Raw genomic sequence first — 26,390 nt, 5'->3', positions numbered from 1 at the left:
TCGAAGTCGGCGGCGTCGTGCAGGAACCCGCCCTCGCGGCCGTAGGTCCGGCCCGGGGTGCCCGGCTCCGGGTGGTACACGTCCGGGTCCCAGCCTCGGCGGTGAATTACGCAACAATGGCGTTGTGAAAACTCTGCGTGAGGGTCCCCAGGGCCACCGGGAGCAGGAGGACGCGGCCGTGGCGGCCGCTCATTCCGTGCTGCCCGCAGAGCAGCGTGCCGCCGCCCTGAGCGGCGAGCACGGCACCCGGGACAAGGTCGCGCGCTCCATCCTCGACCACGGCCCCTCCACCGCCGCCGCACTCGCCGAGCGGCTCGGCCTCACCCAGGCCGCCGTCCGCCGCCATCTCGACACCCTCGTCGCCGAGGGCGTCGTCGAGCCGCGGCAGCAGCGCGTCTACGGGGCCCGCGGCCGGGGCCGCCCCGCGAAGGTATTCGTGCTCACCGACTGCGGGCGCGACGCCTTCGACCAGGCCTACGACCAGCTCGCCGCGGACGCGATCTCCTGGATCGCGCGCGCCGCGGGCGGCGGGGAGCGGGGCGAGGCGGCCGTCGGCGACTTCGCCCGCGCCCGCGTGGCCGCGCAGGCCGAGCGGTACGCCGACGCCCTGAAGGACCTGCCGCCCCAGGACCGGGCCAAGGCCCTGGCCAGGGCGCTGACCGAGGACGGGTACGCTGCTACCGCGCGCAGTGCCCCCGGTGCCCCCGGCGAACAGCTCTGCCAGCACCACTGCCCGGTGGCCCACACCGCCGAGCGGTTCCCGCAGCTGTGCGAGGCCGAGACGGAAGTCTTCTCGCAACTGCTCGGCACCCATGTACAGCGCCTCGCAACCATCGCCCATGGTGACGGCGTCTGTACGACTTTCATCCCGCACGCGGACCGCGCCGCGGCAGGCACCGGAAACACGCCACCAACCACCAGCAAGGCCGGGAGGAACCCCGCATGACTGCGCCCACTGAGACCACCCACCCGGAGCTCGAGGGGCTTGGCAAGTACGAGTACGGCTGGGCCGACTCCGACGTGGCCGGCGCCTCGGCCAAGCGCGGCCTGTCCGAGGACGTCGTCCGGGACATCTCCGGCAAGAAGTCCGAGCCCGAGTGGATGCTCAAGCTCCGCCTGAAGGGCCTGCGCCTGTTCGGCAAGAAGCCCATGCCGAACTGGGGCTCCGACCTGTCGGGCATCGACTTCGACAACATCAAGTACTTCGTGCGGTCGACCGAGAAGCAGGCCCAGTCCTGGGAGGACCTGCCCGAGGACATCAAGAACACGTACGACAAGCTCGGCATCCCCGAGGCGGAGAAGCAGCGCCTCGTCGCCGGTGTCGCGGCCCAGTACGAGTCCGAGGTCGTCTACCACCAGATCCGCGAGGACCTGGAGGAGCAGGGCGTCATCTTCCTGGACACCGACACCGCGCTGAAGGAGCACCCGGAGCTCTTCAAGGAGTACTTCGGCACCGTCATCCCCGCCGGTGACAACAAGTTCGCCTCGCTGAACACCGCCGTGTGGTCCGGCGGCTCCTTCATCTACGTGCCGAAGGGCGTGCACGTCGAGATCCCGCTGCAGGCCTACTTCCGGATCAACACCGAGAACATGGGCCAGTTCGAGCGGACGCTGATCATCGTCGACGAGGACGCCTACGTCCACTACGTCGAGGGCTGCACCGCCCCGATCTACCAGTCGGACTCGCTGCACTCCGCGGTGGTCGAGATCATCGTGAAGAAGGGCGCCCGCTGCCGCTACACGACCATCCAGAACTGGTCGAACAACGTCTACAACCTGGTGACCAAGCGCGCCGTCGCGTACGAGGGCGCCACCATGGAGTGGATCGACGGCAACATCGGCTCCAAGGTCACGATGAAGTACCCGGCCGTCTACCTGATGGGCGAGCACGCCAAGGGCGAGACCCTCTCGATCGCCTTCGCGGGTGAGGGCCAGCACCAGGACGCCGGCTCGAAGATGGTCCACATGGCGCCGAACACCTCCTCCAACATCGTGTCGAAGTCGGTGGCCCGTGGCGGCGGCCGCACCTCGTACCGCGGTCTGGTCGAGATCGGCGAGGGTGCCGCCGGATCGAAGTCGAACGTGCTGTGCGACGCGCTGCTCGTGGACACGATCTCGCGCTCCGACACCTACCCGTACGTCGACGTCCGCGAGGACGACGTGACGATGGGCCACGAGGCGACCGTCTCCAAGGTCTCCGACGACCAGCTGTTCTACCTGATGCAGCGCGGCATGACCGAGTTCGAGGCCATGGCGATGATCGTCCGCGGCTTCGTGGAGCCGATCGCCAAGGAGCTGCCGATGGAGTACGCGCTGGAGCTCAACCGGCTGATCGAGCTGCAGATGGAGGGCGCGGTCGGTTGATCCGCCGCCCGAGCCCACCGTCGTACAGAGAAGAAAGCGAGCAACACGACAGCCATGGCTGACGTCCAGAACATCCCGGCGGGTGCCACCACCACCGGATCGATCGCAGTGGCCGCCGAGTCCACTGTCGCCACGCGGATGAGCGCACCGCCGTCCTTCGACGTGGCGGACTTCCCCGTGCCCCACGGCCGCGAGGAGGAGTGGCGCTTCACTCCGCTCGAGCGGCTGAAGGGCCTGCACGACGGCTCGGCGACCGCCGACGGCACGATGAAGGCGGAGGTGGACGCCCCCGACGGCGTCACCGTGGAGTCCGTGGGCCGCGACGACGCGCGGATCGGCAAGGCCGGCACGCCGGTGGACCGGATCGCCGCGCAGGCGTTCTCCTCCTTCGAGAAGGCCACGGTCGTCACCGTGCCGAAGGATGCCGTGCTCGCCGAGCCCGTCCGCGTCCGGCTGCACGGCGAGGGCGGCACCACCTTCGGCCACACGGTCTTCGACATCGGCGCCTTCGCCGAGGTCGCGATCGTCATCGACCACACCGGTGACGGCGTGCGCGCCGCCAACGTCGACTTCCTGCTCGGCGACGGCGCCAAGGTCACCTTCGTGTCCGTGCAGGACTGGGACGACACCGCCGTCCACACCTCCCAGCACAACGCGCTGATCGGCCGGGACGCCACGTTCAAGTCCGTCGTGGTCACCTTCGGCGGCGACGCGGTCCGGATCCACCCGCGGGTGAACTACGCGGGCCCCGGCGGCGAGGCCGAGCTGTACGGCCTGTACTTCACCGACGCCGGCCAGCACCAGGAGCACCGCCTCTTCGTCGACCACGCCGTGCCGAACTGCCGCTCGCACGTCACGTACAAGGGCGCGCTGCAGGGCGAGGGCGCGCACGCCGTGTGGATCGGCGACGTGCTGATCCAGAAGGCCGCCGAGGGCACCGACACCTACGAGCTCAACCGCAACCTGGTCCTCACGGACGGCGCCCGCGTCGACTCCGTGCCGAACCTGGAGATCGAGACCGGCGAGATCGTCGGCGCCGGCCACGCCTCGGCGACCGGCCGCTTCGACGACGAGCAGCTGTTCTACCTGATGGCCCGCGGCATCCCGGCCGACGAGGCCCGCCGGCTGGTCGTGCGCGGCTTCTTCGCCGAGCTGGTCCAGCAGATCGGCATCGACGACATCGAGGAGCGCCTCATCGCCAAGATCGAATCGGAGCTGGAGGCTTCGGTCGGATGAGCAGCGACTTCGTGAAGGTCTGCGCGCTGAGCGAGCTCGAGGACGACACCCCGAGGCGCGTCGAGCTGGACAGCACGCCGATCTCCATCGTCCGCACCGAGGGGGAGGTGTTCGCGATCTACGACATCTGCTCGCACGCGAACGTCTCGCTCTCGGAGGGCGAGGTCGAGGACTGCCAGATCGAGTGCTGGCTGCACGGCTCCAGCTTCGACCTGCGTACAGGAAAGCCGTCCGGGCTGCCGGCGACGCGGCCCGTCCCCGTATACCCCGTCAAGATCGAAGGGGACGATGTGCTCGTCTCCCTCACCCAGGAGTCCTGAAGCACATGGCAACGCTTGAAATCCGCGACCTGCACGTTTCCGTCGAGGCCGAGAACGGTCCCCGCGAGATCCTCAAGGGCGTCGACCTGACGGTGAAGCAGGGCGAGACCCACGCCATCATGGGCCCGAACGGCTCCGGCAAGTCCACCCTCGCGTACTCCGTCGCGGGTCACCCGAAGTACACGATCACCGGCGGCTCCGTCACCCTCGACGGTGAGGACGTGCTGGAGATGACCGTCGACGAGCGCGCCCGCGCCGGCCTCTTCCTCGCCATGCAGTACCCGGTCGAGGTCCCCGGCGTGACGGTCTCCAACTTCCTGCGCACCTCCGCCACCGCCGTCCGCGGCGAGGCCCCGAAGCTGCGCACCTGGGTGAAGGAGGTCAAGGAGGCCATGGAGCGCCTGCACATGGACCCCGCCTTCGCCGAGCGCAACGTCAACGAGGGCTTCTCCGGCGGCGAGAAGAAGCGCCACGAGATCCTGCAGCTCGAGCTCCTGAAGCCGAAGGTCGCGATCCTCGACGAGACCGACTCCGGCCTCGACGTCGACGCGCTGCGCATCGTCTCCGAGGGCGTCAACCGCGTCCGCGAGACCGGCGAGGTCGGCACCCTGCTGATCACCCACTACACCCGCATCCTGCGCTACATCAAGCCCGACTACGTGCACGTCTTCGCCGACGGCCGGATCGCCGAGTCCGGCGGTGCGGAGCTGGCGGACAAGCTGGAGGAAGAGGGCTACGCGGCCTATGTGAAGGGTGGCGCTTCCGAGTGACACTGCTGCTGCCGGGCCTCCTCGACACGGAGACCATCCGCAAGGACTTCCCCATCCTGGACCGCGCGGTCCACGACGGGAAGAAGGTCGTGTACCTGGACAACGCGGCGACCTCGCAGAAGCCGCGCCAGGTGCTCGACGCGCTGAACGCGTACTACGAGCGGCACAACGCCAATGTGCACCGCGGCGTTCACGTCCTCGCCGAGGAGGCCACGGCGCTGTACGAGGGCGCGCGCGACAAGGTCGCCACCTTCATCAACGCGCCCTCCCGCGACGAGGTGATCTTCACCAAGAACGCCTCGGAGTCGCTCAACCTGGTCGCCAACATGCTGGGCTGGGCCGACGAGCCCTACCGCGTGGACCGGGACACCGAGATCGTCATCACGGAGATGGAGCACCACTCCAACATCGTCCCGTGGCAGCTGCTGGCGCAGCGCACGGGCGCGAAGCTGAAGTGGTTCGGCCTCACCGACGACGGCCGGCTCGACCTGTCGAACATCGACGAGATCATCACGGAGAAGACCAAGGTCGTCTCCTTCGTGCTGGTCTCCAACATCCTCGGCACCGTCAACCCCGTCGAGGCGATCGTCCGCCGCGCCCAGGAGGTCGGCGCCCTCGTGGTCGTCGACGCCTCGCAGGCCGCCCCGCACATGCCGCTGGACGTCCAGGCGCTGGAGGCCGACTTCGTGGCCTTCACCGGCCACAAGATGTGCGCCCCGACCGGCATCGGCGTGCTCTGGGGCCGCCAGGAGCTGCTGGAGGACCTCCCGCCGTTCCTCGGCGGCGGCGAGATGATCGAGACCGTGTCGATGCACTCCTCGACGTACGCCCCCGCCCCGCACAAGTTCGAGGCGGGCACCCCGCCGATCGCCCAGGCGGTCGGGCTCGGGGCGGCCGTGGACTATCTGTCCGCGATCGGCATGGACAGGATCCTGGCGCACGAGCACGCGCTCACGGAGTACGCCGTACGGCGTCTGCAGGAGGTCCCCGACCTGCGCATCATCGGCCCGACGACGGCCGAGGACCGCGGCGCGGCGATCTCCTTCACGCTCGGCGACATCCACCCGCACGACGTGGGCCAGGTGCTGGACGAGCAGGGCATCGCGGTACGTGTCGGGCATCACTGCGCCCGGCCCGTCTGCCTGCGGTACGGAATTCCTGCGACCACGCGGGCGTCGTTCTATCTGTACTCCACCCCGGGCGAGGTCGACCGCCTCGTCGAGGGGCTGGAGTACGTGCGGAACTTCTTCGGCTGATAGGGACGTGGAACGATCGTGAAGCTCGATTCGATGTACCAGGACGTCATCCTGGACCACTACAAGCACCCGCACGGGCGGGGCTTGCGGGACGGCGACGCCGAGGTGCACCACGTCAACCCGACCTGCGGCGACGAGATCACCCTGCGGGTGAGGCTGTCCGGCGACGTGATCGAGGATGTCTCGTACGAGGGCCAGGGCTGCTCCATCAGCCAGGCCAGCGCCTCGGTGCTGAACGAACTGCTGGTCGGCAAGGACATCGCCGAGGCGCAGAAGATCCAGGGCGTGTTCCTGGAGCTGATGCAGTCGAAGGGCAGGATCCAGCCGGACGACGCCATGGAGGAGGTGCTGGAGGACGCGGTCGCGTTCGCCGGTGTCTCGAAGTACCCGGCGCGTGTGAAGTGCGCGCTGCTCAGCTGGATGGCATGGAAGGACGCCACCGCTCAGGCACTGGGTGAGGGCGGCGCTGTGAAGGAGAAGACCGCATGACCGAGACGGCGACGATCAAGCCGGCGAGCGAGGAAGAGGTCCGCGAGGCCCTCTACGACGTGGTCGACCCCGAACTGGGCATCGACGTCGTCAACCTCGGCCTGATCTACGGCATCCACATCGACGACAGCAATGTCGCCACCCTCGACATGACGCTGACGTCGGCGGCCTGTCCGCTGACGGACGTCATCGAGGACCAGGCGAAGGCCGCCACGGAGGGCATCGTCAGCGACCTGAAGATCAACTGGGTCTGGATGCCGCCGTGGGGTCCCGACAAGATCACGGACGAGGGCCGCGAGCAGCTGCGGGCGCTGGGCTTCAACGTCTGACCTGCCGCCTTGTGCGGTGTACGGGCCGGGTGCGCGGTATTCCGCGCGCCCGGCCCGTCGCGTCTACTCGTACCAGAGGGTCGGCAGCGGACCCCGGTGCGTGCTGAGGGACGTCCCGGGCGGCAGCGCGGCCGCCTCGAGGTCGCCGCGGATGTGCAGGGCCACGTCCGGCGCCGGGAGACCCGTCGTCTGGATCCAGCCCCGGCCGTGCACGTGTCCGGCCGCGGTCAGCGCGTCCGCCTGACCCGGCGGGGCGACGCGGTGCGCGTAGCTCTGGACGAGGGTCTCGTCCCGGTCGGCGAAGGCGTAGCGCGCCGCGTAGGCGTAGCCGTCGTGCAGCCAGACGTACAGCAGCACGGGCCTGCGGGCCACCGACTCCAGCCAGTCCGCCGACAGCCGGGCCAGCTCCGGCACCGGGCCGGTGGCGTCCAGGGCCCAGGCGGACGGCCGCTCGGGCAGGAAGTGGAGCTGGCTGTGCAGGCGGTCGCCGCGTACGCGGTCGCCGTAGAAGTGGACGCCGATGTCCGCCAGGCTCCGCTGATCCGCGGGATCGCTCAGCGGGAGCCAGGCCATCAGGGCGTCCTCGGCCTCGGGCCGGCTCACCTCGCCGTACAGATCGTCCGCCGCCCAGGGCGCGCAGCGCTCGCGCAGCTCGGCGACGAAGGCGCGCTCCGTCTCGCTGAAGTCCCAGAAGCCGTCCGGATCGTCGAACTCGCCCGGCTCCTCGATCTCGAACCACGGATGCTCAGCCATGGGCGGGACTCTACGGTTCCGGGGCCAGGCCGTACGAGCGGGTTTCCCGCGGGCGCCCGCGCATCTTCCGGGCGGTCTTGGCCGGTTGGCGCCGATGCGTCACGATGAACTGACCGTTGTCCGTCGCCGCGGAGGTTCGACCATGAAGCTGGGCAAGGCAGTGGCCACCGGATACGCCGAGGAGCGGGCGGAGGCCCGCGAGCAGGATGTCGAGGAGACCGTCGAGGTACGGGACGAGGCCCCCGTAGCCGTGGCCCCCGTCGCCGTGGAGCCCGAGCCCGCGACCGCCGGGTGAGGGGGCGTCTCCCCGAGGAGCACCCCGCCGAGCCGCCCGTCGGCTACAAGATCGCGCACCCGGTGCTGTCCCAGGACGGCACCGGCGCCGCGTTCCTCGGCGTCTCCCTCGGCGGGACACGGCCGTACGGCGTGCTGGCCGACGCACACTGCGCGTACGGCCGGCGGCACGCGCCGCCCGCCCGCCGCTGCGACTGCGGCTTCCACTGCCTGCACGACCGGGCGGAGGCCGAGGCGCTGCTGTGTACGGCGGCCTGCCGCGGGGCGCTGCTGCTGGAGGTCGCGGTGCTCGGCCGCTACATCCGCTTCGAGCGCGGCATCCGCTACGCCCGCCAGCGCGTCCGCGCCGTCGCGGCGGGCCCGTGCCACTGCGGCAACCCCGCCACGGTGCTGGCGGACGCGGGCTGGGGCCGCCCCGGCTGGCTGGCGGCCGAGACGGTGTGCACCGGCTGCACGGGGGCCCGCCGCCCCGTCCCGCTCCGGGAGTTCGCCCGCCGCGCGGGCGAAGGAGTGCGGGTCGAGAACCCGGCCCCCACCCCCGACGGCGCGGAGGAGCGCACGGTGGTCGAACTGGCCGCGGAGGCAGCCCTGATGCAGGCCCGCCTGGACGACTTCCAACGCCGCCTGACGGACCTCACGGGGCCGCCTCCGCAGACGCCTGGCTGACGCCGCGGACCGTCAGACGTGCCGGCCCGGGTAGCCGCCGTCGTTCGGGTACGGGTACGGGTTCGGCCCCGGTGCCCCGGCGGTCAGACCCGACGCCTCCAGCAGTACCGGGGCGAGGTGCTCCGTGCGGATGCGGCGGTCGACGTACAGCAGGCCCGTGATCATCTGGATGAAGGCGGAGATGAACACGCTCACCGCCAGCGACACCAGCATCACGATCGCCAGCAGGGCGAAGGCGCCCACGACCGCGCCCGCGCCGTCCGATTCGGCGAAGCCGATCGGCAGGGCCATCAGCGGCACGACCATGAACGACAGCACGAACTGGATGACCTGGCTGGCCGCCTGGGCGATGAACCACCCCAGCAGCGAGATACCGAGGATCCGCCACCACGATCCGCGGACCAGCTGGGCCGACCGCCGCAGCGCCTGCACCGGACCCGCGCCCTCCAGCACCACGGCGGCCGGGGCGAGCGAGAGCCGGGTCCACATCCACACCGCGTACACCAGAGCGCCGAGGCCCAGCAGGATGCCGAGGAGTACGCCCAGGCCGACGCTGCCCTCGCCGACCGCCACGCCGAGGCCGATCGCCAGCGCCACCCCCGCGACGAACGGCACGACCGCGATCAGGCCCGTCAGGAACGACGTGCCGACGACGGCCCACGCCCGTGACCGCGACCGCCGCCACGCCTCGGTGACCGTCAGCCGCTGGCCGACCACCGCCGGTTCCAGCACGACGAAGGAGAGCGCGGAGAGCACGCCGTAGATGAAGAACGAGGCCGCCAGCAGCACGAGCGCCGCCACGATCCCGAGCGCGATGACCACGCCCGCGTCGGAAGCGCCGAAGGGGTCGAGGGTGTCCTGCTCCGCCATCGCGTCGACGGTGTCCTGGAAGGCCAGATAGCCCGCCACGCCCACCACGAGCACGACCAGCACCAGTGCCCCGTACAGCGCGCTGCCTATCGCCAGCAGCGGCGCGATGCTCCGGCCGAGCGTGCCGAACGCGCCGCCGATGATCTCGCCCAGACCCAGCGGCGGACCCAGCGGGATCACGCCCGGCTTGGGCGGCAGCGGGGGCATCCAGCCCCAGCCGCCGTAGGGGGGCGGGGCGCCCGGGCCGTAGGGCGGGGCGCCGGGTCCGTACGGCGGGGGAGGGGCCTGGTCGTACGGACCGCCGTACGGCGGGGGTGTGCCGGGCCCCGGCGGCGGCTCCTGCCGCCCGCGGGCGTCCTCGGGCCCTTGCGGGTCCTGCGGTCGCTGGCTCTCCCGCCCCGTCTCGTCGTCCGCCACCATTGCTCCGTTCCCCGAGGTCATACGACGCGCGCCACCCTAGCCGGGCCGCTCCCCGGTGGCCATGGCCCGGGTACCCGGCTCCGGTCGTTCAGTCGTCGAGTACGGCGGCGACCGCCTCCAGCTCCACCAGCTGGTCGTGGTAGCCGAGGACCGTGACGCCCATCAGCGTGCTCGGCACGTCGTGCTCGCCGAAGGCGTCCCGTACCACCTCCCACGCCGTCACCAGGTCCTTCTGGCTGTGCGAGGCGACGAGCACCCGGGTGCTGATCACGTCGTCGAGGGTGGCGCCGGCGTCCTTCAGGGCGGTGCGCAGGTTCGCCACGCACTGCGCGGCCTGCCCGGCGTAGTCGCCGACCGCGACGGTCGCACCGGCCTCGTCCAGCGGGCACGCACCCGCCGCGAAGATCAGCCGCGCCGCGGCCGGTGCGGTGGAGGCGTAGGCGTACTCGGCGATGTCGGAGAGGGAGGAGGAACGGATGAGGGTGACGGCACGGGGCACGTTCGGGTTCCTTTTCGTCGTACGGCGAAGGGGCCTACGACACTGCCAGACAACAGCCCCGGCTTCGAGGCAATTTCACGGCCGCCCGCACCCCCCGTGAACCCCCCTGGCGTCATCGGGGAAGAGCGGGTGGAATGCAGCAACCGCCCGAGCCGACCCGGGGGACCCGTGACAGACGCACCGCCCGACGCCCAGCCGTACACGAGCCGAGGCGATCCCGACCGGGACGCCCTCACCATCAGGGCGTCCCTCGAACACCCCGAGGTCTTCGCCCGCCTCTACGACCGGCACGCCGCCGTCATCCACCGCTACGCGGCCCGGCGGCTCGGGGCGGAGGCGGCCGACGACGTCACCGCCGAGACCTTCCTCATCGCCTTCCGCACCCGGTCCCGCTTCGACGCGGCCCGCGGCACCGCCCGCCCCTGGCTCTTCGGCATCGCCGGGAACCTCATCGGCAAGCAACGCCGCAGCGAGGTACGGGCCCTGCGCGCCCTCGCCCGGACGGGCCGGGACCCCGTCGCCGAGTCCTGGTCGGACCGCGCCGACGAGCGGCTGTCCGCACAGGCCGTGCAGAAGGAGCTGGCCGGCGCGCTGGCCCGGCTGTCGGCGGGCGACCGCGAGGTGCTGCTCCTCATCGCCTGGGCCGAGCTCAGCTACCAGGAGACCGCCGAGGCGCTCGGCATCCCCGTCGGCACGGTCCGCTCCCGGCTCAACCGGGCCCGCCGCAAGACGCGCGCGGTGCTCGGCGCCGACCCCACCCTTGTGATCGATACCGCGGAGGCGGTGTGACATGGACGAGATGACCCTGGTGCGCGAACTGCGCGCCGACGCACCCACGCCCGGTCCGGCCAGGCTCGCCCTCGGCCGGGACCGGTTGCTGGCGGAGACCGGCGAGGCCCGCCCCGCCCGCCGCCGCGTGAACCGGCGCGCGCTGGTCGTGGCGGCCGCCGCCCTCGCCGTGACCGGCTCGCTGCTCGGCCCGAAGCTGCTCCCGGACGACGACACCGTCAGCCGCGCCGCACCCGCGTCGGCGCCTCCGCAGGCGGTCGAGGGCACGGCGAAGGAGGTCCTGGAGCGGATCGCGGCGGAGCTGGAGCAGGCGCCGCCGCAGCTCACGGTGCCGCGGGCGGAGGAGTGGCTGTACAGCCGGGTGTACGAGGAGAACATGACGAGCGACGAGCAGCCCGCCGCCTGGCGCGAGAGCTGGCACCTCTTCGGCGATCCGGCGCTGGAGGACCCGGGCAACCCGGACGACGCCAGGTCGGAGCGGGAGCGGTTCGAGTTCATCGCGGCGCTGCCGGCCGATCCGCAGGCGCTGATCGACAAGGCCGTGGCGTACTTCGAGCGGTCCGCGGAGGAGACGCGCGAGGACGCGGCCTTCCGCTCGCTCGACCTGATGATCCACACGTATCCGGCCCAGCCGGACGGCCTGGCGAAGATCTACCGCGCGATGGCCACCCTCCCCGGCATCCGCGTCGAACCCCGCACGGTGCCGGACGCGGTCGGCCGCCAGGCCATCGCGATCAGCCGGACCGTGCCCGGGGGCATGGTGAGCCGGGACGAGGTGCTGATCGATCCGGTCACCTACACCTATCTCGGGAGCCGGCTCGTGGCGCTGGTGGACGACGCGGATCCGGATCTGCCGGCCCGGAAGGGCGATGTGATCATCAACCTCGCGGTGGTCCAGCAGGGGCTGGTCGACGGGGAGGGCGAGCGTCCCTGAGGCGGGGCGGTGGCGCGGTCCGGGGCTCGGGCCGCGGCGCCGCGGTCCGGGGGTCGGCGGGAGGCGGTGGCGCGGTGGCGCGGTGGCGTGGGACGGGGGCGGGCCGCGGCGCGGCGGGGGCGGGGGCCGACCGCGGCGGGTACGGGGGCCCGGGGGTCGGGCATGACGGTGCCGCCGGTGGGTGCGGGCGTTGACCTCCGGGCCCCTGGCCTTGCCCTGTGTGCTCAGCCCCGCCCCCAGCTGCGGCGTACGCCCCCGGCTGCGACGTACGCCCCCAGCCCACGCGTACGCCCCCAGCCGCGGCCTGCGGCTCGCCCGGTGAGACCGGTTCGCCCCGCCGCCCACCGGCCGGATAGCTTTTCCGTATGACCGACGCACCAGCCACCCTCACCCCCACCACGACCGGCGCCGTCGCCGCCGGCCTCGCCACGATCGCGGAGGACGGAACCGTCCTCGACACCTGGTTCCCCGCCCCGGAGCTCGTAGCCGAGCCGGGTCCCGCGGGGACCGAGCGGCTCACCCCGGAGCAGGCCGCGGAGCTGCTCGGCGAGCAGGCGCCCAAGGCCCTCGGCGCGGACGCGCGGCGCGGCGTGGAGGTCGTCGCGGTCCGCACGGTGATCGCGAACCTGCAGGAGAAGCCCCTCGACGCGCACGACGCGTATCTGCGCCTGCACCTGCTCTCCCACCGCCTGGTCAGGCCGCACGGCCAGTCCCTGGACGGCATCTTCGGCCTGCTGGCCAACGTCGCCTGGACGAGCCTCGGCCCGGTTCCGGCCGACCGGCTGGAGCAGGTCCGCCTGAACGCCCGCGCCGAGGGCCTGCACCTCCAGGTCACCTCGGTCGACAAGTTCCCGCGCATGACGGACTACGTCGCCCCCGCGGGCGTCCGCATCGGCGACGCGGACCGCGTCCGCCTCGGCGCGCACCTCGCCGCGGGCACGACCGTGATGCACGAGGGCTTCGTCAACTTCAACGCCGGCACGCTCGGCACGTCCATGGTCGAGGGCCGCATCTCCGCGGGCGTCGTGGTCGGCGACGGCTCCGACATCGGCGGCGGCGCGTCGATCATGGGCACGCTCTCGGGCGGCGGCAAGCAGACGGTCTCGATCGGCGAACGCTGCCTCCTCGGCGCGGAGGCCGGCATCGGCATCTCCCTCGGCGACGACTGCGTCGTCGAAGCGGGCCTGTACGTCACGGCGGGCACCCGCGTCACACTCCCCGACGGCCAGATCGTCAAGGCCCTGGAGCTGAACGGCGCCCAGAACCTCCTCTTCCGCCGCAACTCCACCTCGGGCCGCGTCGAGGTCCTACCCCGCACGGGGTCGTGGGGCGGACTGAACGAGGCGCTGCACAGCCACAATTGACCCACGGACTTCGCCACCCGCGGCTCGGTAGAGGATCCAGCGCCTGATCCTCTGCCGAGCCGCGGGCGCTTGTCGTTGTCGGTCACCATGGGCCGTCGGTCCACGGCCCAGGAGCGGTCATCGTTGCTGCATGGCCCCTGCGCAGCTATTGCGCTTGATTGATTGCCGCGACCCCAAGGTTTCGCTTGGATCACTCCATGGACCGAAACGGGATCGACCTGATCCGCTTGGCGGGGACCGAGGGCAACAGCGTCGTCGTCCGCGTGCTGGGTCGGGACACGCCGGGTGTCTTGACAGGACATGACACGCTCCGCGCAGAGATTGTGTTGGGGTCCGACTTCGTGACCGGCAGCCTGGCAACTTGGCTCTTGCCAGAAGACGTCACGGAGTGGGAGGCGGCCCTTCAGGCGCTGTCAGCGGGGCGAGACGTCAGTTGGCCGGAAGGCGGACGGGGTCCGGAACTGCGTATCGACCTCGAAGATGAGTTCAGCCGTGCGAGCGTTACGGTGGCTGATCGTTCGATGTCGTTGACCTCCGTCACGGTCACGATCGGGCTGACCGACGGATGGCTGGAGGAGCATTACGCCAAACTTCAGCTGGTTCGCGCGGCGTGGCCCCGCGAGGTGATCGAATCGGCCCCCGGGGTTTACGAATGGGAGCCGACCGCAGAGCGCCATCCGCCGCGGGCGTCGGATGATTAGACGCTGTCTTGATCGGCGATGTCCCCAGTACTCCAGCTGCCGTAGATCGTGATCTTGTTGCTGGATTGTGGTGGAGAGGGGCCGCCGTCGGCGTCGATGAGATCGACCGGGCAGCAGCGGCGTCCGCTACTCGAGTTCTCCGAGACGGCGGGCATCTTTGAACTCCTGGAGCCTGGCAGCCGTCAACGGGGTCCACTCCCTCCTCTGTCCGGCGGCACGGAGCGCTTCTCCGACCTCGCTGAGCTTCGCGGCGGACAACACGCCCACTCGCTCGATCAGGTCGTCCCGGGTCAGGGTGGTCAGCCATGTGCAAGGAGTAAGGCCTGGACGCAGGAACGCGAACCGCAGCACCCCTTCGAAGGGCAGTCCTTCCCGGGCGCCTACGGCCACTTCAATGCCCAGGCCGCTGATGTCGACGCCCGCGGGAGCAACGATCTGCATCGCCTGGAACCCGGATGACTCGTCGTCCGACAGCAGCACGACCGGGCGTCGCTCGTCGAAGTCGACCCACCAGACTTCGCCGCGTTGCATGTGTCCTCCTGGCGCGAGACGGCGGGCGAACGCTGCGTGCCCTGAGCGGGACACGGGATGCGGCCCGTCTCCGTACGTCGTGACCGGGTGTGTGAAGACTAACGATCTTGGGGTGGTCGCAGGTCACAGCGTAGACCCTGCCCGCCGGCAGGAGGCGTTCGAGGTCCTGATGGGCCGAACGGCAGGCCGGTTCGCCCGAGTGGAGCCGAGGCGCCGGGTGCGGGACTTGGTGCTGGGACTGTTGTCGGACCTGCCGCGCAAGAACTGCTGGAGCATCGCCGAGTGGGCCGGGGCTGCCAGTCCGGACGGCACGCAGCACGTGGTGACGTGCGCAAGTACGTGATGGAGCATCTGCACGACGCCGGGCACCGCGTGAGCTGGGTTGCAGGGGATGAGGTCTACGGCGGCAAACCGAAACTGCGGGCCACGCTGGAAGATCGCCAGCTTGGTTACGTGCTCGCCGCCGCCTGCTCTCACGATGTCACCACCGGCGCGGGGAAGCTCCGCGCGGATGCGCTGGCCGCGATGGTGCCGAAGCGGGGTTGGTAGCAGCTGTCGGCCCCCGGCCCGGCAGCCACCAGCTGCTGATCCGCCGCAACCGCACCACCGGTGAACGCGCCTACTGCCGCTGCTTCTCGCCCGTCCCGGCGGCCCTGGCCGCGCTGGTCCGCGTTGCCGGGTCGAGATGGCGGGTGGAGGAGACCGTCCAGTCCGGAAAGGGTCTGGCCGGACTGGACCAACACCAACTCCGCTGCTACACCTCGTGGTCTCGCCGGGTCACCCTGGCCATGCTCGCCCGCGCCTTCCTCGCCCTCGTCCGCGGCGACGAACGCGCCCGCCATCCCGCCGCGGACGGGCGATCCCGCTCACCTGCAACGAGATTCAGCGACTGTGCACAACACTCGTCGTCCGACCCGTGCACCATGCGGTCCACCGGCTCCGCCGGTCCGCCTGGCGACGCCGCCATCAGGCCCGAGCCCAGACCGGCCACTACCGCCGACAAGCCGCGAATCAGACATGAAGATCACAATCTACAGCTGGAGTTCTAGGCTGTGTCCATGGAGAGCAGGCTTGAGACCGTGTGTCGGATCTGCGGGCTGGATGCCGGCGAGGTGCGGTTCGATGAGTACGGCTCACCGCTGTATGTCATCTGCGAGTGCTGCGGGTGCGAGTCTGGGGTCGAGGACGGCAACGCGGCTGCGGTCCGCCGGCAACGCGGATCCTGGATCGGCGATGGGGCTCCGTGGTGCAAGCCGAAGGCCAGGCCGGCCGACTGGGATCTGTCGCGGCAGTTGTCCAGTATTCCGCCCGGATGGCGTTGAGCTCTGTCGGGAGATGGGTGGCTACATACCGATCCGGCGGTAGCAGTTGAGGGCTGCAGCAATGCCGGCGAAGGCGAGAAAGTGCTCGGCCTTGCGTTCGTAGCGGCGGTGCAGGCGGCGGCATCCGTTCAGCCAGTGTCCATGCCACAACAACGAGCGGCACGGTACGCCAGGCTGCTGTACAACTGCGCCATGGATGCCGCGGCGCTTGAGCGCATACTGGACGAGATATTCGATCACGCGTTGGTCTACCACGGATACACCGACTACATGCGCGACTACGAAGTGATCGTGTACCTGACGGCAGACCCCCGAACAGGCATCCTGCCGGCGTATCGGCGCTACCTCTTCCGCCACTGCGTAGAAGCCACCTGCCGCTCGGCCGTGCCCCCCACAACGTGGAAGACGTCCTTGGACGAACGGCTGATCACGTACGAGACAGGGGTTGATCTCGATGGCTTCGTCTGGGGCGTGAAGTGGCAGCTGCTTTATCCGGGCGCATCGATCGTTACCGATTCAGCTGTTGCGGCGATGTGGACGGAGGCCATTGGTCTCGACTTCCATGAGGTGCGCATCGAGACCAACGCCCACGATCTCAGGCTCGTCTTCTCTGACGTCGCGGTGAGCGAGCTGACCACGGGGTATGCGCCATTCACGGTGATCGACGATTGAGGCACCCCAAGGTGCGGATAGGTCGGCGAAGCGATTCTGGACCAGGGCCCCGCCCCATGGTGGCTGTCAGGAATTCGTGGAGCCGGCCGGAGCAAGTCCGAGCCCTTCTAATCTGTTTGGCGGCTGTCATCGTGCGCGCGCGGCGAAGGCAGGAGCGCGGGTGCCGCCGAGAAGCCGGATGCGGTCTTCGGCAAGGCGAGGTCTTCGGGCTGGCGATGGAAGACATCGGCTTCCTTGGCGGAGTCCTGTGGGTAGTACGACAGGTCAACTGATTAGGGGGAGTCCCGCCATCTTCGGTCCGCCGAAGGGCGGCAAGCAGCGTGACGTCCCGCGTGAGTGGTGTCAGCCTGCCCCCTCGTCCGCCTGGCCGACGAGACCGGTTCCGCCGTGCGGGGGAGGCGGATGCTTCCCGTGGTGGACGTGTACGCGCGCTGTGCTGGTCGAGTCTGGGGTTCCCGTTGAGAGAGGGAGCATCCGGTGGAGCGCTGGGACCGAGTCGGTCGGTGTGCGGGGTACGGGGCGGCGGTGGCCCTGGGGCCCTATTTGTTGATCAAGGTGTCGTGGGTGGTCGGTTCGCTGCTCGGCGTGGTGCCGATCGGTGAGGGCTTCAGCCTGGTCGGCTGGCTGGTCCTCAACACGGTGACCATCGGCATGGCGGCGATCGGGATCGCCGTGGCGCTTGCGTTCGTGCGGCCCTGGGGGATGCGGATACCGGGGCGGCTGGTGGTGTTCTGCGCCTGGGTGGGGTCGGGGTTCCTCGTGTCGGTCCTTCCTTACGCCGTGTTCAGCGCGCTGCAGGGCTCCGCGGCCGGTGACGCCGCGGACAGCGGTGACGACCCCGCGATGCCGGGGTGGGAGGGCGCCCTGATCCAGTTCGGCTTCCTGGCGATGGGGCTGGGACTCGCCCTCGCTCTGCCCGTGTACCTGCGGCGTCGCTGGCCCGAGGCGTTCACCAGGAGAGCCGGGGATCATCCCCGTGCCGGTGCACTGGGGGCGTCCGGCGTCGCCGCCCTTGTCGGACTCGTCTGGCTGTACTGGGCCACGGGCGGCACCTGGGGAGTCGCGCACACGGCCGAACGGAACCTCGACGGATACCTGTTGACCGGCCTGGGCGCCTTCTGGGCGCTCGCGGGCTCCGCCGCCGTCTGGGCGCTCACCCGCCCGCGTCCCGCCCGAGTGCCCCACCGGCTCCTGCTCGGGCTCGGCTGGCTCGGGTCCGGCTCACTGTTCGCGTGGAGCGGCTGGAAACTCCCTTTCACGCTGTTCGTCGCACTGGCCCACCCGGACGACGTCACCCTGCCGGAGAACCTCGCCGTCGCCGCGGTCCTGCACCTCGCCGCGGTCGCGGCGGGGATCGGCATGCTGAGAACCCTCGTCAGACCGACCGCGGATGCCGGTCCGCACCGGACCTCGCCGCGGGTGCTGGGCGCCGGCCCTCGTTGACCACCGCTGTGACCTGCGGAGAACCCGTGGCATAGTGACGGGCCGCCGTGGGCGTCTCCAGGGGCAGGACGTGCCGGTGGGGTTGATGAGGGGGAGGTGACGGGCCGTGGATCCGGGCAGTGAGGAGCGGTTCCGGGAGTTCGTGGAGAGCCGGTCGCATGTGCTGCTCAAGGCGGCGCTGCTGCTCAGCGGAGGGGACCTGGCCGCGGCCGAGGACCTGTTGCAGAGCGCGCTGATCAAGGCGGCCGACCGGTGGCAGCGGATCGAGGAGCCCGAGGCGTACGTGCGGCAGGTGCTGTACCGGCAGCAGATCGGGCGCTGGCGCCTGAAGTGGCCCGGCCACGAACGCACCGTCGCCGAGCCGCCGGACAGCCACGCCCCGGAGGCCGGCGACGAGTCGCACGCGGTGGAGACGCGCCTCGTGCTGGGGCGCGCGCTGCGGCGGCTCACCCCGCGCCAGCGCACCATGCTCGTGCTGCGCTACTACGAGGACCTGCCGGAGGCCCAGGTCGCCGGACTCCTCGGTTGTTCGGTCGGCACGGTGCGCAGCACCACCCGCCGGGCGCTCGACAAGCTCCGGGACATGTCCCCGGAGCTCGCCGACATCGCGCCGGGCAGGCACCGCCGCCCGCAGAGCCTGACGGAGGTCCCCCGATGAAGGTCGAAGACCTGCTCCGCGACTCGCTGCACGACCTCGCGGACAAGGGCGCGGCCCCGCGCCCCGGCTTCGCGGACCGCGTGCTCGCCGCCCGCCGCCGGCGGCGGACGCGCCGCCACGCCACGGTGATCGCCGCGGTGGCGGCGGTCGTCGCCGTCGCTGTCACCGGACCGCTCCTCGGGCGCGGCGACGGCCCCGAACCGGCCGACAAGGACAAGAAGGCCGTCGACGTCATCGCCCGGACCGACCAGTCCCCGCCGCGCGAGCTGATCGCCGCGGCGGACGTGGCCGTGTCCGCGTACACAGTGCCGCGGACCGTCATGCTGAAGAACAAGGACAAGCTCCGCACCCGCGTCTGGTACCTCTACGACCCCCGCACCGGCCGCTACCAGAAGACCGGCTGGGGCTGGGTCGCCGTGGCCCCCGGCATGCGGCGGGCCGCGGTGCTGGAGGGTGAGCTGCCCGCCGGCCGGATCGGGCTCCTCGACCTGGCCACGGGGAAGGTCGACCGCTGGATCCGCATGGCCCGCCCCGTCGGTGGCCTGGCGTTCTCCCCGGACGGCACCCGGCTCGTCGCCACGTCGTACAGCTGCGACCCCGATCTGCTGCGGCTGCACGAGGACTTCTACCACGGCTACGGCGACGACCCGGACCAGGACGCCTGGCTGCCGCAGCGCTGCCGGACCGGCTTCACCGTGCTGGACGCCCGCAGCGGCCAGGGTGAGTTCGCCGCCGTGCCCGAGTCCGATCGGGACGGCGATCCGGAGGCAGGGGGACGGAACGACTTCGCCTTCAGCGCGGACGGGCGGCTGCTCTCGGAGCATCTGCCCACAGCCAAGCCGTACCGCCGTTACTACGACGCGCAGGGGACGGCGCAGCCGGTCCCGGACACGGCACGGCACCTGGACGTGCTGACCGCGGGCGTGTCCCCCGACGGCCGGCGGATCGCCCAGGCGAAAGAGGTGCTGGACGCGCGGACCGGCCGTAAGCTGCACGGCTTCCGCCAGCCGGTCCTGGAGTTCCTCGCCTGGGCCGACGACGACCACCTCATCGCCTGGGGCTGCGAGCCGGACCACTGCGGCGGCAAGGGCGAGTTCACCTCCCGGCTGGTGCTGGTCTCCCCGGACGACGACGAGATCGTCCCGCTCTCCGGCTATCGCGGGGAGACCCGGGAGGACGGCGACGCCTGGACCCCCGTGTTCACCCGCCGGCGTTGAGCGACTTCAGCGCGCCGACGAGCTGATCCACCAGCTCCCCGTCCGCCCCCAGCAGCGGCGCCCGCACCGGTCCCGACGGCAGGCCCTGCTCCCGCAGCAGGGCCTTCGCCGTGACCGCACCCGGCACGCCCGAGCCCATCACCGCGGCGATCAGCGGGGTGAGCGCCTGCTGGCGGGCGGTGGCCGAGGCGGTGGAGCCCGCCGCGTACGCGTCGAGGACCGCGCGCACTTCGCGCGGGGCCACGTTGGCGACCGTGCTGATGAAGCCGACCCCGCCGATGGCGCGCAGGGAGAGGTTCTGCTCGTCGCAGCCCGCGTAGTAGGCGAGGTCCGTGGCGGCCAGGACGCGGGCGGTCTTCATCGGGTCGTACGAGCAGTCCTTCACGCCCGTGATCCGCGGGTGTCCGGCCAGCTCCGCCAGGACGTCGTACGGCATCTCGCTGCCCGTACGGCCGGGGATGTCGTACAGCAGCACCGGCAGGCCGGTGGCGTCCGCGACCGTGCGGAAGTGGTGCACCAGGGCCTGCGGGCCCGGGCGTGAGTAGTACGGGGCGACCACGAGGAGGGCGTCCGCGCCCGCCGACTCCGCCTCCCGGGCCAGGGAGACCGTGTGCCGGGTGTCGTTGGTGCCGACGCCGGCGATGACCGAGGCCCGGTCGCCGACCGCCTCGGCCACCGCCCGGACGAGCGCCGACTTCTCCGCGTCCGTGGTGGTGGGGGACTCGCCGGTGGTGCCGCTGAGCACCAGCGCGTCGAGCCCGCCCTCGTCGATCAGGTGGACCGCGAGTCGCTGCGCCCCGTCCAGGTCGAGCGAGCCGTCAGGGGTGAAGGGGGTGACCATGGCGGCGGCGTGACGGCCGGGGGCTGCGTCGATCATGACGTACAGTGTGGAACCCCCGGCCATACAGGTCTACTTAGACCTTCTACCGCCTTCCGTTAAGTTCTTCTACGGTGAACCCCCGGCCGCTCACGGCCGGAACCGCGTCACCGACGGGTCGTGGTCGCTGATCTGGTCCGAGTACTCGGCGTTGATGTGCACCACGTCGTACGCCGCGTACCCCAGCGCGTCGCTGACCAGGATGTGGTCCAGCACCTGCGAGTTGCCGTTGAAGACGTAGCCGTAACGCTCGTTCCGGGGCAGCTTGTTGACCAGGTCCGTCAGCGCGTCGCACGCGGTGAGCGCCTCCAGCGCGGGGGAGAACGGGAAGTCGTTGATGTCGCCCGCGACCACCACCCGCGCCTCGGGGTCCACCGCGAGGACGTCCTTCACGAAGCCGTTGACCAGCGTCGCCTGCTGCACCCGCTGCACCTCCGAGGTGCGCGCCGGCGGCTGGAAGCGGCTGTCCAGACCCTGGTCGCCGCCCTTGGAGTTGAAGTGGTTCGCCACCACGAACACCCGCTTGCCGCGGAAGGTGAACTGCCCGGCCAGCGGCTTGCGGCTGTCCGTCCAGGCGGCGTCGCCCGGCGCGATCCGGCCCGGGGAGGCCGTCAGCGCCGGCTGCCCGGAGCCGTCGGCCACCACGCCGACGGGGGTCGTCGAGTCGCCGCCCGCGATGTCGTCGAAGCCGACCCGCTCCGGGTTGTAGAGGAACGCCACCCGGATGTTGCCGCCGGGCTGGCCGCCGTCCTGGTCGTCGACCGGGTCGATCTGCCGCCAGGCGTACGACGGGCCGCCCGCCGCCCGGACGGCGTCGGTGAGCTTCTGGAGCGTGGCGTTCGCGGTGACCAGCGAGTCGTTGGTGGCGCCGTTGTCGTCCTGGACCTCCTCCAGGGCGACGATGTCGGGGGCGGCGAGGTTGTGCACCAGCGCCGCGGCCAGGGCGTCGAACTTCGACTGGGCGTTGCGGACGGTGAGGTTCTCCACGTTGTACGTCGCGACCGACAGCTCGTCGTCCGCCTGGGCCTGCGTGCTCTCCCGCGCGGGCCCGTTGTCGACCAGCTCGCCCATCTGCGTGGCCTGCAGCTCGTACCCGCCGAACTGGTCGTAGTCCAGCGGGCCGGCCGTGGTGCCGCGCAGCTCGTCGCCGACGTCGGCCTGCGGGAAGGGGTTCGTGGCGAAGGGCAGCAGCGAGGCGACCTTCACCCGGCCGCCGTTGGGGTCGCGGTACGAGCCGTAGAGCACGCCGCCGCGCGCGGTGCGGTTGTGAGCGGGCTCGGCGGTGAGCCACAGCTCGTTGAAGGAGGTGCTCGGGCCCACGACCGGCGCGTCGTCGAGGGCGACCCGCATGCCCTCCAGGGACTCGTAGCGGTCCAGGGCGTACGTCGTGGGCTTCAGCGGCAGCGACTCCATGCTGCCGCCGCCGGCGTCGGGAGCGAAACGGTCCGGCACGGTGGCGTCGTCGAGGGTGAAGGAGGCGGGCACCGCGTTGCCGGAGGACGCCACCGTCCAGGTGGCGCCGGTGAGTTCGGTGACCGACTGCAGGCCGAGGGCCGCGCCGCCCGGGTAGAACTCCGTGACCCGTCCGGCCACCGTGACCGCGTCGCCGACGGCGACGGCCGGGGTGGTCGAGCCGGTGAAGACGAACAGGCCCTCGCTGGTCGCGGCGTTCCCGTCGCCCTGCGGGTCCTGGAACCAGAAGCCGCGCGCGGAGCCGAACGCCCGCACCGCGGTGACGACACCGGAGACGCCCGACACGCTCTGCCCGGCGAACGGGGACAGCCGGGTGTCGCCCTGGACGTCGCTGATACGCAGGTCCGCCGCGGAGGCCGCGGACGGGACGCTGAGCAGCCCGGCGCCGAGCGCGGTGGCTATCGCGGAAGTGAGCAGCAGGTGGCGGCGACGGCCGGTCATGGGTCCTCCGGGTGAGGGCGTGGTGGCGGAGAGGGGTCTACGCGCGTCAATCTCGCGGCGGAGCGCCGCACTTGTCAACCAACTTGGTGTGAACACACAATCCGGATCCCCGGGGAGGCATAGCCGCGGCCCGCCGCCCGCGTCTAGGGGGTGTCGAGGAGAGGGGATCCATGGACGCCAAGGAACAGGAGGAGTTCCGCGAGTTCGTCTCGATGCGCTCCACCGCGCTGCTGAGACTCGCGGTCCTGCTCACCGGCGGGGACCGGCACGCGGCGGAGGACCTGCTGCAGACCGCGCTGATGAAGTCGTACGGCCGCTGGCGCCGGATCGAGCAGCCGGAGGCCTACGTCCGCCAGGTGATGTACCGCCACCAGGTCAGCCGCTGGCGGCTGCGGCTGCCGCACGCCGAGACGGTCGTGGCGGCCCCGCCGGAGCCGGACGGCGGCCACCGCCCGGACACGGCACGGGAGGCCGACGAGCGGCTTCTCGTACGGCAGGCACTCACGAAGCTCACGCCGCGGCAGCGGGCGGTGCTGGTGCTGCGCTACTGCGAGGACATGCCCGAGCGGGATGTCGCCGGGGTGCTCGGCTGCTCGGTCGGCACGGTGCGCAGTACCGCGTTCAAGGCGCTGGAGAAGCTGCGCCGCCTCGCGCCCGAACTCTCGCCGTTCGCAGGCTCCGAGAGCCTCCGCCGGTCCGTGACCGGCCACTCACCCGAGGGGGCACGCCCGTGAACGCCCATCAGCTCGAGCGCGAGGTCGGCGAGACGCTGCGCACCTGGCCGCTGGACGACGTCCGCGCACCGGCCGATCTCGCGGACCGGGTGGCCGCCCGCCACCGGCGCCGCAACCGCGTCCTGGCGGGCGGCGTGAGCGCCGCCACGGTCGTCGCGCTGGCCGTCGGAACGCTGCTGGCGGTGGCGCCGGGCGACGGCGGGAGGTTCGACCGCCCGGCGGGCGAGACACCCGCGGGGTGGAGGGCCTGGAGCACCGAGGTGCGCGTCGAGGGCGGCGTCGCCGGCTGCCTGTTGGACGGGGGCGCGCTGTACTGCGAAGGGCGCCTCAGCGGTCCGTTCAAGCTGGACGCCGACACCGGCAAGCTGCTGTGGAAGCTGCCGGTGAACAAGGACGGGAACGGTGCCTCCGTCTTCCGCCCGATCGGGGTGTCGGACGGCGCTCTGCTGACCGTCCGGGATGCGCCGGAGGAGAACACCGACCGGTCCCAGTGGACACCGACGGAACTGGTGGCGGTGGACACGGATACGGGCGAGACCCTGTGGACCCGGCGGCCCACCGGGGGGCAGATCCTCCGGGACGACGCGACGCTGGTCGCCGGCAGGTTCGTAGTGATCGACGGCAGGTACGCCGAGACAGGTCCCGACGGGGAGAAGCCCCAGGTGACGATCTCCGCACTGGATCCCCGCACCGGTGACGCCGTGTGGCAGCGCCCGTGGAACCCGGGAGACCTGTGCGACGCGGGTGAGGCGCTGAACGATGCCCTCTACTTCACGTGCAGGGCCTATGAGGCGCCGCGTGACACGACCATCGCCCGCCTCGACCCGGAGACCGGTGCGGTGGCGACCGTCGCCACCCTGCGGGGCCCGTACCTGTACAACGGCACGACGGGCGATGCGCTCGTGCTGGAGCGGGAGGTGGACGACTCGACCACGGAACGCCAGGAATCCGGGCTGGCCGTCGTCGGCTTCTCCGGGGAAGTCCGCACGGTGGAGCTGGCGGATCGGATCACCCCCGAAGCAGGCGACATAGCGGGTGAAACGCTCTTCACGGTGGGGGCCAGGAGCCGGGCGACCGGGGTCTCGGTCACGACCGGTGAGACCGAGTGGACGGCGGACCTGGGCCTGAAGAAGTCGCAGGCGCCGGATTTCCTGCCCTTCAGCGGGGACCCCACGACGGAGTTCGACACGGAGCGGCGCATCGCGTACGTCATGGGCCCCGAGGGGGACCTGGTCGCCGTCGACACCCACGACGGCCGAGAGCTGTGGCGCGGCGAGGTCGATCCGCCGGAGTACAAGGAGAGGTTCGGATATGAGCCGGTGCTGGTGCGGTACGGCAACGTACTGATCACCTGCGTGGAAGGCCGGTTCGAATCCTTCCTCCCCGAGATCGGCCGCTGACCGGAACCCACCCCTCAGGGGGGACCGCCCTCGTCGCGGTCCCCCTTCCGGCGTGCATGGCCTAGGCTTGGGCACCGCCCGATTCGCCCAGCCTTGCCGGAGTCGACGATGACCGCCACTGACCGTCCCATGATGCCGCCGGTGCGGCTGCCCGACGAGGCGGAGCTCGCCCGGGCCGCGCTGGCCGCGCCGCTCTTCGCGCGCGCCGCGTCGCTCGCGCGCTGGGTGGAGCCGGGCACGCCGGTCGGCGCGGGCGGTGAGCTGTTCGGCGAGACCCTCGCCGGTGCCGTCGAACGGCTGGGGCTGACCGGGGACGAGGGCGCCGGGGACGCCGGCGAGGCGTGGGGGATCGCGCTGGACGCCGGGCTGGCCGAGGTCGAGGAGACCGCTGCCGGCGCGGACGACGACGGGGACGAGCTCCCCGGGGTCGTCACCGCCGGCGGCGAGGTGGCGCTGCTCACCCAGGGCTCGCCCGCCGACGTACTCGAACTGTGGTCCGCCGCCTGCGAGTCCGTGCTGGCCGACGCCGCGCTGCCCGACATGAGCGAGCTGGTCGACCAGGTCGCCGAGGGCGGCGAGCTGGACCTCGACGAGTTCGACTGGGACCTGGAGGGCGAGGCCGACTTCCTCGACGGCGCCCTCGCCAACCTCTACCTCCTCACCGCCCTGGAGAGCGGCGGCGACCCGGTGCCGCTGCCCGCGCTGGCCGCCTCGCTCGTCGTACCGGAGGACATGGACGAGCCGACCGACGACGTGCTCGCCGAGGTGTCCGAGGCGATGATGCGGCTCGACGAGCAGTTCCGGCTGCTGGAGCCGATCGGGCTGGTCGAGTACCAGCCGGTGGACGAGTCCCTGACCGACGAGGAGGACGGGGACGTCGAGCCGGGGGAGGAGGACATCTCCCGGTACGGGCTGGTCCGGCTCACCCCGCTCGGCGTGTACGCCCTGCGCGAGCGGATGCTGGACGACGGCGTCGAGGCGCCGCTGGTGGGCGAGCTCGCCGGCAAGGGCGCCGACGTACTCCTGGACACCCTCCCGCACTACACGGACGCCGCCGCGCAGGCGGAGGCCCAGGCGTGGCTGACGCGGCACGAACCGGTCGTCGCGGCCGCGGAGTTGCTGGCCGCCTCGCGCGGCGACGACCCCGAGGCGCCGGTGCGCCGGCTCACCTGCCAGCAGATCCTGTCGCTGGCCGGCCCGGAGGCGGAGCCCGCGCTGCGGGCCGTGCTGGACGACCGGGAGCTCGGCGGGCTGGCGCGGGTGTGGCTGACGGAGCACGGCGTACCGGACGTGCCGGCGCCCGACGAGGCGATGGTGCTGTGGCTGACGGTGGACACGCTCGCCGCGCAGCTCGGCCGCGAGGAGCAGGCGGAGCTGGCCGATCTGGTGGAGGGACTGGTCGCGCAGCACGCGGAGTTCTTCGACCGGGTGTGGCGGGTCGACCACCCGGCCGCGGGCGACGTGCTGGAGACGATGGGCCGTCTGCACCCGGACCGCGCACTGGCCAAGCAGGCCCGCAAGGCGGCGTTCAAGGCGCGCTCGCGGGTGTGAGCCCCGGCGTACGGGCG

28 protein-coding genes and 3 pseudogenes are annotated in these 26,390 nt (G+C 71.5%); 24 read left to right on the top strand and 7 right to left on the bottom strand.

Translation table 11 applies throughout. From position 1 onward, the window contains the following. Window positions 1-178: 178 nt before the first annotated feature. Genes AB0M28_RS22570 through AB0M28_RS22535 form a run of 8 tightly spaced genes read left to right on the top strand, consistent with a single transcriptional unit; the run spans window position 179 to window position 6,764 of the window. Entirely contained in the window at window positions 179-946 is a 768-nt protein-coding gene (locus AB0M28_RS22570; protein ID WP_365407685.1) for a helix-turn-helix domain-containing protein, read from the top strand. Next, window positions 943-2,364 carry a Fe-S cluster assembly protein SufB gene (gene sufB, locus AB0M28_RS22565; RefSeq protein ID WP_365407671.1) on the top strand — a complete coding sequence of 474 codons (1,422 nt, stop codon included), beginning with the start codon at window positions 943-945 and terminating at the stop codon, window positions 2,362-2,364. The genes AB0M28_RS22570 and sufB overlap by 4 nt, the downstream gene beginning before the upstream one ends. Before the next feature lie 54 nt (window positions 2,365-2,418). Further along, entirely contained in the window at window positions 2,419-3,600 is a 1,182-nt protein-coding gene (sufD, locus tag AB0M28_RS22560) for a Fe-S cluster assembly protein SufD (protein ID WP_365407669.1), read from the top strand. Then, the gene (locus AB0M28_RS22555) at window positions 3,597-3,920 is read left to right on the top strand and encodes a non-heme iron oxygenase ferredoxin subunit (RefSeq protein ID WP_365407666.1); all 324 of its coding nucleotides are present in this window, start codon (window positions 3,597-3,599) and stop codon (window positions 3,918-3,920) included. The genes sufD and AB0M28_RS22555 overlap by 4 nt, the downstream gene beginning before the upstream one ends. A gap of 5 nt (window positions 3,921-3,925) precedes the next feature. Continuing rightward, the gene (gene sufC / locus AB0M28_RS22550) at window positions 3,926-4,690 is read left to right on the top strand and encodes a Fe-S cluster assembly ATPase SufC (RefSeq protein WP_365407663.1); all 765 of its coding nucleotides are present in this window, start codon (window positions 3,926-3,928) and stop codon (window positions 4,688-4,690) included. Window positions 4,691-4,692: 2 nt separating this feature from the next. Further along, on the top strand, window positions 4,693-5,946 hold the full coding sequence (locus AB0M28_RS22545) for a cysteine desulfurase (protein WP_365407682.1): 1,254 nt from the start codon (window positions 4,693-4,695) through the stop codon (window positions 5,944-5,946). Window positions 5,947-5,964: 18 nt separating this feature from the next. Further along, the gene (gene sufU, locus AB0M28_RS22540) at window positions 5,965-6,435 is read left to right on the top strand and encodes a Fe-S cluster assembly sulfur transfer protein SufU (protein WP_365407660.1); all 471 of its coding nucleotides are present in this window, start codon (window positions 5,965-5,967) and stop codon (window positions 6,433-6,435) included. After that, window positions 6,432-6,764, top strand: a complete 333-nt coding sequence (locus tag AB0M28_RS22535; protein ID WP_365407657.1) for a metal-sulfur cluster assembly factor — start codon at window positions 6,432-6,434, stop codon at window positions 6,762-6,764. Before sufU ends, AB0M28_RS22535 begins: the two co-directional genes overlap by 4 nt. Before the next feature lie 63 nt (window positions 6,765-6,827). On the opposite strand, the gene AB0M28_RS22530 is transcribed toward AB0M28_RS22535, so the two are convergent. Next, window positions 6,828-7,517: a hypothetical protein gene (locus AB0M28_RS22530; protein ID WP_365407654.1), complete on the bottom strand. Its 690-nt coding sequence runs from the start codon at window positions 7,515-7,517 to the stop codon at window positions 6,828-6,830. 142 nt (window positions 7,518-7,659) lie between these two features. Between AB0M28_RS22530 and AB0M28_RS22525 the strand changes: the two genes are divergently transcribed. Then, window positions 7,660-7,812, top strand: a complete 153-nt coding sequence (locus AB0M28_RS22525; protein WP_365407652.1) for a hypothetical protein — start codon at window positions 7,660-7,662, stop codon at window positions 7,810-7,812. After that, window positions 7,809-8,477, top strand: a complete 669-nt coding sequence (locus tag AB0M28_RS22520) for a hypothetical protein (RefSeq protein ID WP_365407649.1) — start codon at window positions 7,809-7,811, stop codon at window positions 8,475-8,477. Before AB0M28_RS22525 ends, AB0M28_RS22520 begins: the two co-directional genes overlap by 4 nt. Window positions 8,478-8,489: 12 nt before the next feature. On the opposite strand, the gene AB0M28_RS22515 is transcribed toward AB0M28_RS22520, so the two are convergent. Next, window positions 8,490-9,788 carry a hypothetical protein gene (locus AB0M28_RS22515; protein ID WP_365407647.1) on the bottom strand — a complete coding sequence of 433 codons (1,299 nt, stop codon included), beginning with the start codon at window positions 9,786-9,788 and terminating at the stop codon, window positions 8,490-8,492. A gap of 67 nt (window positions 9,789-9,855) precedes the next feature. Next, a complete protein-coding gene (locus AB0M28_RS22510; RefSeq protein WP_365407644.1) occupies window positions 9,856-10,266 on the bottom strand; it encodes a RidA family protein in 411 nt (136 codons plus the stop codon). A 237-nt stretch (window positions 10,267-10,503) separates the two neighbouring features. Between AB0M28_RS22510 and AB0M28_RS22505 the strand changes: the two genes are divergently transcribed. The 4 genes from AB0M28_RS22505 (at window position 10,504) to AB0M28_RS22490 (ending at window position 14,054) form a co-directional block, all read left to right on the top strand. Further along, window positions 10,504-11,055: a sigma-70 family RNA polymerase sigma factor gene (locus AB0M28_RS22505; protein ID WP_365407680.1), complete on the top strand. Its 552-nt coding sequence runs from the start codon at window positions 10,504-10,506 to the stop codon at window positions 11,053-11,055. 1 nt (window position 11,056) lies between these two features. Next, window positions 11,057-11,989, top strand: coding sequence for a CU044_5270 family protein (locus tag AB0M28_RS22500; protein WP_365407641.1), 933 nt, complete (start codon window positions 11,057-11,059; stop codon window positions 11,987-11,989). 365 nt (window positions 11,990-12,354) lie between these two features. After that, complete coding sequence (gene dapD / locus AB0M28_RS22495; RefSeq protein WP_365407638.1) at window positions 12,355-13,353, top strand: 2,3,4,5-tetrahydropyridine-2,6-dicarboxylate N-succinyltransferase; 999 nt, start codon at window positions 12,355-12,357, stop codon at window positions 13,351-13,353. 197 nt (window positions 13,354-13,550) lie between these two features. After that, complete coding sequence (locus tag AB0M28_RS22490; RefSeq protein WP_365407635.1) at window positions 13,551-14,054, top strand: DUF5959 family protein; 504 nt, start codon at window positions 13,551-13,553, stop codon at window positions 14,052-14,054. Window positions 14,055-14,180: 126 nt separating this feature from the next. Here AB0M28_RS22490 and AB0M28_RS22485 read toward each other — a convergent pair whose 3' ends face one another. Beyond that, complete coding sequence (locus tag AB0M28_RS22485; RefSeq protein WP_365407632.1) at window positions 14,181-14,585, bottom strand: type II toxin-antitoxin system PemK/MazF family toxin; 405 nt, start codon at window positions 14,583-14,585, stop codon at window positions 14,181-14,183. Window positions 14,586-14,754: 169 nt separating this feature from the next. Between AB0M28_RS22485 and AB0M28_RS22480 the strand changes: the two are divergent. Together AB0M28_RS22480 and AB0M28_RS22475 are read left to right on the top strand one after the other, a co-directional pair. After that, window positions 14,755-15,606 (top strand): annotated as a pseudogene (locus tag AB0M28_RS22480) (hypothetical protein). A 37-nt stretch (window positions 15,607-15,643) separates the two neighbouring features. Continuing rightward, window positions 15,644-15,907 (top strand): hypothetical protein, encoded by a 264-nt coding sequence (locus AB0M28_RS22475; protein ID WP_365407629.1) that lies wholly within the window; start codon window positions 15,644-15,646, stop codon window positions 15,905-15,907. A gap of 21 nt (window positions 15,908-15,928) precedes the next feature. Here AB0M28_RS22475 and AB0M28_RS22470 read toward each other — a convergent pair. Continuing rightward, window positions 15,929-16,042: pseudogene (locus AB0M28_RS22470) on the bottom strand (IS5/IS1182 family transposase); the annotation flags it as partial. A 135-nt stretch (window positions 16,043-16,177) separates the two neighbouring features. Between AB0M28_RS22470 and AB0M28_RS22465 the strand changes: the two are divergent. From AB0M28_RS22465 to AB0M28_RS22445, 5 genes and pseudogenes are all read left to right on the top strand, one after another. Then, window positions 16,178-16,579 carry a hypothetical protein gene (locus AB0M28_RS22465; RefSeq protein ID WP_365407626.1) on the top strand — a complete coding sequence of 134 codons (402 nt, stop codon included), beginning with the start codon at window positions 16,178-16,180 and terminating at the stop codon, window positions 16,577-16,579. 173 nt (window positions 16,580-16,752) lie between these two features. Next, window positions 16,753-16,910 (top strand): annotated as a pseudogene (locus AB0M28_RS22460) (site-specific integrase); the annotation flags it as partial. A 146-nt stretch (window positions 16,911-17,056) separates the two neighbouring features. Continuing rightward, complete coding sequence (locus tag AB0M28_RS22455) at window positions 17,057-18,022, top strand: hypothetical protein (RefSeq protein ID WP_365407623.1); 966 nt, start codon at window positions 17,057-17,059, stop codon at window positions 18,020-18,022. Between the two features lie 106 nt (window positions 18,023-18,128). Continuing rightward, window positions 18,129-18,680, top strand: coding sequence for a SigE family RNA polymerase sigma factor (locus tag AB0M28_RS22450; protein ID WP_365407620.1), 552 nt, complete (start codon window positions 18,129-18,131; stop codon window positions 18,678-18,680). Beyond that, window positions 18,677-19,897 (top strand): hypothetical protein, encoded by a 1,221-nt coding sequence (locus AB0M28_RS22445; protein ID WP_365407617.1) that lies wholly within the window; start codon window positions 18,677-18,679, stop codon window positions 19,895-19,897. The genes AB0M28_RS22450 and AB0M28_RS22445 overlap by 4 nt, the downstream gene beginning before the upstream one ends. Here AB0M28_RS22445 and dapA read toward each other — a convergent pair. After that, complete coding sequence (dapA, locus tag AB0M28_RS22440; protein WP_365407615.1) at window positions 19,881-20,774, bottom strand: 4-hydroxy-tetrahydrodipicolinate synthase; 894 nt, start codon at window positions 20,772-20,774, stop codon at window positions 19,881-19,883. The genes AB0M28_RS22445 and dapA overlap by 17 nt on opposite strands. A 90-nt stretch (window positions 20,775-20,864) precedes the next feature. Beyond that, complete coding sequence (locus tag AB0M28_RS22435; RefSeq protein WP_365407612.1) at window positions 20,865-22,688, bottom strand: endonuclease/exonuclease/phosphatase family protein; 1,824 nt, start codon at window positions 22,686-22,688, stop codon at window positions 20,865-20,867. Between the two features lie 170 nt (window positions 22,689-22,858). Here AB0M28_RS22435 and AB0M28_RS22430 point away from each other — a divergent pair, with 170 nt between their 5' ends. The 3 genes from AB0M28_RS22430 to AB0M28_RS22420 all read left to right on the top strand — a co-directional run bounded on the left by AB0M28_RS22430 (window position 22,859) and on the right by AB0M28_RS22420 (window position 26,373). Further along, window positions 22,859-23,422 carry a SigE family RNA polymerase sigma factor gene (locus AB0M28_RS22430; RefSeq protein ID WP_365407609.1) on the top strand — a complete coding sequence of 188 codons (564 nt, stop codon included), beginning with the start codon at window positions 22,859-22,861 and terminating at the stop codon, window positions 23,420-23,422. Then, window positions 23,419-24,822, top strand: a complete 1,404-nt coding sequence (locus AB0M28_RS22425; protein ID WP_365407606.1) for a PQQ-binding-like beta-propeller repeat protein — start codon at window positions 23,419-23,421, stop codon at window positions 24,820-24,822. The genes AB0M28_RS22430 and AB0M28_RS22425 overlap by 4 nt, the downstream gene beginning before the upstream one ends. A 108-nt stretch (window positions 24,823-24,930) precedes the next feature. Beyond that, window positions 24,931-26,373: a hypothetical protein gene (locus AB0M28_RS22420; RefSeq protein WP_365407603.1), complete on the top strand. Its 1,443-nt coding sequence runs from the start codon at window positions 24,931-24,933 to the stop codon at window positions 26,371-26,373. The last annotated feature ends 17 nt before the right edge of the window (window positions 26,374-26,390 follow it).

Origin of the sequence: Streptomyces sp. NPDC051940, from assembly GCF_040680895.1 — a bacterium.
In the GTDB taxonomy this organism is placed as follows: domain Bacteria; phylum Actinomycetota; class Actinomycetes; order Streptomycetales; family Streptomycetaceae; genus Streptomyces.
The sequence above is the reverse complement of the archived record's forward strand: the minus strand, read 5'-3'. Positions and strand labels throughout refer to the sequence as shown.

Bases quoted from the DNA above. Each gene is read 5' to 3' on its own strand.
- sufB (WP_365407671.1), top strand. From the start codon at position 943: ATGACTGCGCCCACTGAGACCACCCACCCGGAGCTCGAGGGGCTTGGC.
- sufD (WP_365407669.1), top strand. From the start codon at position 2,419: ATGGCTGACGTCCAGAACATCCCGGCGGGTGCCACCACCACCGGATCG.
- AB0M28_RS22555 (WP_365407666.1), top strand. From the start codon at position 3,597: ATGAGCAGCGACTTCGTGAAGGTCTGCGCGCTGAGCGAGCTCGAGGAC.
- sufC (WP_365407663.1), top strand. From the start codon at position 3,926: ATGGCAACGCTTGAAATCCGCGACCTGCACGTTTCCGTCGAGGCCGAG.
- AB0M28_RS22535 (WP_365407657.1), top strand. From the start codon at position 6,432: ATGACCGAGACGGCGACGATCAAGCCGGCGAGCGAGGAAGAGGTCCGC.
- AB0M28_RS22530 (WP_365407654.1), bottom strand. From the start codon at position 7,517: ATGGCTGAGCATCCGTGGTTCGAGATCGAGGAGCCGGGCGAGTTCGAC.
- AB0M28_RS22525 (WP_365407652.1), top strand. From the start codon at position 7,660: ATGAAGCTGGGCAAGGCAGTGGCCACCGGATACGCCGAGGAGCGGGCG.
- AB0M28_RS22515 (WP_365407647.1), bottom strand. From the start codon at position 9,788: ATGACCTCGGGGAACGGAGCAATGGTGGCGGACGACGAGACGGGGCGG.
- AB0M28_RS22500 (WP_365407641.1), top strand. From the start codon at position 11,057: ATGGACGAGATGACCCTGGTGCGCGAACTGCGCGCCGACGCACCCACG.
- dapD (WP_365407638.1), top strand. From the start codon at position 12,355: ATGACCGACGCACCAGCCACCCTCACCCCCACCACGACCGGCGCCGTC.
- AB0M28_RS22490 (WP_365407635.1), top strand. From the start codon at position 13,551: ATGGACCGAAACGGGATCGACCTGATCCGCTTGGCGGGGACCGAGGGC.
- AB0M28_RS22485 (WP_365407632.1), bottom strand. From the start codon at position 14,585: ATGCAACGCGGCGAAGTCTGGTGGGTCGACTTCGACGAGCGACGCCCG.
- AB0M28_RS22475 (WP_365407629.1), top strand. From the start codon at position 15,644: ATGGAGAGCAGGCTTGAGACCGTGTGTCGGATCTGCGGGCTGGATGCC.
- AB0M28_RS22465 (WP_365407626.1), top strand. From the start codon at position 16,178: ATGCGCGACTACGAAGTGATCGTGTACCTGACGGCAGACCCCCGAACA.
- AB0M28_RS22445 (WP_365407617.1), top strand. From the start codon at position 18,677: ATGAAGGTCGAAGACCTGCTCCGCGACTCGCTGCACGACCTCGCGGAC.
- dapA (WP_365407615.1), bottom strand. From the start codon at position 20,774: ATGATCGACGCAGCCCCCGGCCGTCACGCCGCCGCCATGGTCACCCCC.
- AB0M28_RS22435 (WP_365407612.1), bottom strand. From the start codon at position 22,688: ATGACCGGCCGTCGCCGCCACCTGCTGCTCACTTCCGCGATAGCCACC.
- AB0M28_RS22430 (WP_365407609.1), top strand. From the start codon at position 22,859: ATGGACGCCAAGGAACAGGAGGAGTTCCGCGAGTTCGTCTCGATGCGC.
- AB0M28_RS22420 (WP_365407603.1), top strand. From the start codon at position 24,931: ATGACCGCCACTGACCGTCCCATGATGCCGCCGGTGCGGCTGCCCGAC.